Origin of the sequence: Aurantimonas sp. E1-2-R+4, assembly GCF_036549515.1 — a bacterium.
GTDB lineage: Bacteria > Pseudomonadota > Alphaproteobacteria > Rhizobiales > Rhizobiaceae > Aurantimonas > Aurantimonas coralicida_A.
The window spans coordinates 1-2,882 of sequence record NZ_JAZHLK010000113.1; the positions used below are offsets into that span (position 1 = coordinate 1).

Consider the following 2,882-nt stretch of genomic DNA (forward strand, 5'->3'; position numbering starts at 1 on the left):
GGTGAATAAGCTGAAGCTGCTCAAGCGCTCAATGTATGGTCGCGGAAATCTCGAACTGCTCCGCCGCCGACTGATCCTGGCGCCGTGAAAACCACACAACATGCGCAAGAGCCTCATTACCGTTTCAGCTTAATGCCGTTGTCCGGAAGAAATTCAATTCCGACCGCCTCGAACGCACGGATTATGCTTGCGACATTGTTCGCAATCGGTTTGCGGGCGCCGCGCTCAAAGTCTGCGATTGTCTGACGGGAAACATTCGCTGCCTCTGCAAGATCGCCCTGACTCCATCCCAGCATGGCCCGCGCGCCGCGACATTGTTCTCGCGATAACGGTCGTTCATTTGGGCTATTCATATTGATTGACGTCTATTAATTTGTAGGGCATACTTCAAACCTGTTAAATAGAAGACGACCGGGCAGGGTGGGCCAACACCCCATCCGGTCTAACCACTTCCCAAGCTATTAGGGAGCTCGGATCATGGCTGATTCCGACAATACCAGAACTATGCCTTCCGTCACCCGCAGGAAACTGCTGACCGCCACGACGATCGCCGCGATGGCATTGCCATTCCACAACAATTCTTTCGCCACTGCTGACACCTTGGCTGGCAATCCATCCTTCGATCCGGCGTTGGCACTCTGGAACGACTGGCGGAGAGCCTATCTCGCCACCATCGCTTTGTGCAGGAAGCAGCAGCGCCTGGAAACCAGCCTTGTTAAAGCGATCGGCTTTCCAAAAGTCGAAGTCTATCGGCCTGGCGCTGAAGGGGCAGTCATTGTTTGCAGTCCAGACGCCATTGACGAAGTGTTCGGGGATAATCCCGCCTATGCCGAACTGCGCAGAAAGGCCAAGGCCGATTTGGTCGCCCATCAGGCGCGTTGGAATACCGAAGACAGGCGCATCGGCTATTCGGCTGCTTTGCGGGCGGAACGTATTGCCGTCTTACATAAACAGGATATGTCGGAAGCCCTCATGTCGGCGCCCGCCACGACACTGGCCGGTATCGCCGGCAAGCTCGATGCGGTGATGCGCGAGGGCGAAAGCTCCGAAGAGTGCGACGAGTTTCCTTGGCCTGAGCTTCGCGCCATTCTCACCGATCTGGTCCGCATCGCTAAAGCTCTTCAGCCGGGTTCGTTCATGCCGGGCAGTGACCGCACAAAGCCCTATCCGCGCCGAAGCCGGGATCGGGTCAGCGCCTCTGTCACGATGTCCGAGCGCCACAGCCGGATGACATAGAGAATAAGTCCAAGCGTTTGACCAAGTCGCGCCGCCACGGCCAGCAATCAAACGAGCTCGCTCCGCGACGCAGGCGTTGGCGGTCAGCGCTTCGATAGATAGGCCTTCGCGCGATCGCCACCCATCACGGTCTATCCTGAGCCGTATTGAACCTTCTAACCCGACCTATCGTATGCGCCTTTCCGTTCGGCTTCGAACGCCTCTTTTCCCTTTTCGGCCCAGAGCGTTCGCGCTCGTTGTCCATCGTCGCTCTTGAGCTTTTCGGCGACCCAGATCATCGCGCCGTAGAGCATGGCGCGATCGTCGCCGGTCAGCTCCACAATGCCGGACTTGACGACGAGGCCGCCTAGTTCAATCAGATGCCGCGTGCGTTTGCGGCGTTCGACCTGCCAGGTGCGCATGTCATGCCGCGCCCGCGCCGCCTGATGCCGATTGCGCGCTGCCCGATTGCGCCGGAGCGCCGCCAATGTCGCGGTCAGATGCTTTCGTAGATCGTCGCGATTTGCTGCGAAAGAACGTGGCCCCACGCTTGGCCCAGGACTCCCTCCTTCCGGCATCCGTTGTTTCGGCCAGCACGATCAGCGCGCCCGCCAGTTCCTCGGGGCTGAACGCATCCGCGCCGGTGGCGATCACCAACTCGCCGAGTTGTTGCACCTTGCGGGTCTTCAGTTCCCGCGCCTTGTCTTCGAGAGCTTTCAGTTCCGCGTCATAGTCCCGTGGTTTGCGCATGGCATCCTCCATAAGCTGTTGATGCAGCGATGTTAGTTGAGCGCCTGCCGCAATGCTGTAAGGTTGTCGGGACGGTCTGGCACGCGCCGGTCCAACCCGAGATTTTTTCGAGGGAGGGCGCGCTTATACGTCGTTCCGACGTGCGCTTGACCGTGCCAATGCTTGATCGCGATGGCGATCTATCATCTTCACGTCAAGGTCATTGGCCGCAAGGCCGGGAGCAGCGCGGTGGCCTCCGCCGCGTACCGTTCCGCCTCGCGGATGCGCGACGAGCGGATTGACCGCGTTCAGGACTTTTCCGCCAAGCGCGGCGTCGTCCATTCGAAGGTGCTGCTGCCGGACNGTACCGTTCCGCCTCGCGGATGCGCGACGAGCGGATTGACCGCGTTCAGGACTTTTCCGCCAAGCGCGGCGTCGTCCATTCGAAGGTGCTGCTGCCGGACAATGCACCCGAGGCATGGAGCGACCGCGAACGACTGTGGAACGACGTCGAAGCCTTCGAGGTCCGCAAGGACGCCCAGCTCGCCCGCGAAGTGGAGTTCGCCATCCCGCGCGAGATGAGCAAGGCTCAGGGCATCGAGCTCGCCCGCGACTTCGCGCAATCGGAATTCGTCGACCAGGGCATGATCGCCGACCTCAACGTGCATTGGGACATCGGCGAGGACGGCATGCCCAAGCCCCATGCCCATGTCATGCTCACCATGCGCCAGATTGAGGTAAATGGGGACGAGAACGGTTTTGGCCGGAAGGTGCGGGAATGGAATCGCACCGGGATGGTGGAGCGCTGGCGCGAACGCTGGGCGGAGTGAGAGCGCCGGTGCAAAAATCCACCACTGAAGCGGCCGGATATCTGGCTGTTGGCCGGAGCAAAACTCCGCCAGTGATAGCCTTCGTGCCTTTGGCCGAGGGCGGGGATG

General features: G+C 60.3%; 4 protein-coding genes and 1 pseudogene. 2 read left to right on the forward strand and 3 right to left on the reverse strand.

The features are described from left to right. Nucleotides 1-116: 116 nt before the first annotated feature. Nucleotides 117-353 (reverse strand): helix-turn-helix transcriptional regulator, encoded by a 237-nt coding sequence (locus VQ045_RS21460; RefSeq protein ID WP_331831566.1) that lies wholly within the window; start codon nucleotides 351-353, stop codon nucleotides 117-119. Nucleotides 354-477: 124 nt separating this feature from the next. Here VQ045_RS21460 and VQ045_RS21465 point away from each other — a divergent pair, with 124 nt between their 5' ends. Next, complete coding sequence (locus VQ045_RS21465; protein ID WP_331831567.1) at nucleotides 478-1,236, forward strand: hypothetical protein; 759 nt, start codon at nucleotides 478-480, stop codon at nucleotides 1,234-1,236. Nucleotides 1,237-1,391: 155 nt separating this feature from the next. Here VQ045_RS21465 and VQ045_RS21470 read toward each other — a convergent pair whose 3' ends face one another. Next, complete coding sequence (locus VQ045_RS21470; RefSeq protein WP_331831568.1) at nucleotides 1,392-1,637, reverse strand: conjugal transfer protein TraD; 246 nt, start codon at nucleotides 1,635-1,637, stop codon at nucleotides 1,392-1,394. Between the two features lies 1 nt (nucleotide 1,638). Then, the gene (locus tag VQ045_RS21475) at nucleotides 1,639-1,965 is read right to left on the reverse strand and encodes a conjugal transfer protein TraD (protein ID WP_331831569.1); all 327 of its coding nucleotides are present in this window, start codon (nucleotides 1,963-1,965) and stop codon (nucleotides 1,639-1,641) included. A gap of 171 nt (nucleotides 1,966-2,136) precedes the next feature. On the opposite strand from VQ045_RS21475, the pseudogene VQ045_RS21480 reads away from it, so the two are divergent. Beyond that, a pseudogene (locus tag VQ045_RS21480) lies at nucleotides 2,137-2,771 on the forward strand (MobA/MobL family protein); the annotation flags it as partial. Between the last annotated feature and the right edge of the window lie 111 nt (nucleotides 2,772-2,882).

Bases quoted from the DNA above. Each gene is read 5' to 3' on its own strand.
- VQ045_RS21460 (WP_331831566.1), bottom strand. From the start codon at position 353: ATGAATAGCCCAAATGAACGACCGTTATCGCGAGAACAATGTCGCGGC.
- VQ045_RS21465 (WP_331831567.1), top strand. From the start codon at position 478: ATGGCTGATTCCGACAATACCAGAACTATGCCTTCCGTCACCCGCAGG.
- VQ045_RS21470 (WP_331831568.1), bottom strand. From the start codon at position 1,637: ATGCGCACCTGGCAGGTCGAACGCCGCAAACGCACGCGGCATCTGATT.
- VQ045_RS21475 (WP_331831569.1), bottom strand. From the start codon at position 1,965: ATGCGCAAACCACGGGACTATGACGCGGAACTGAAAGCTCTCGAAGAC.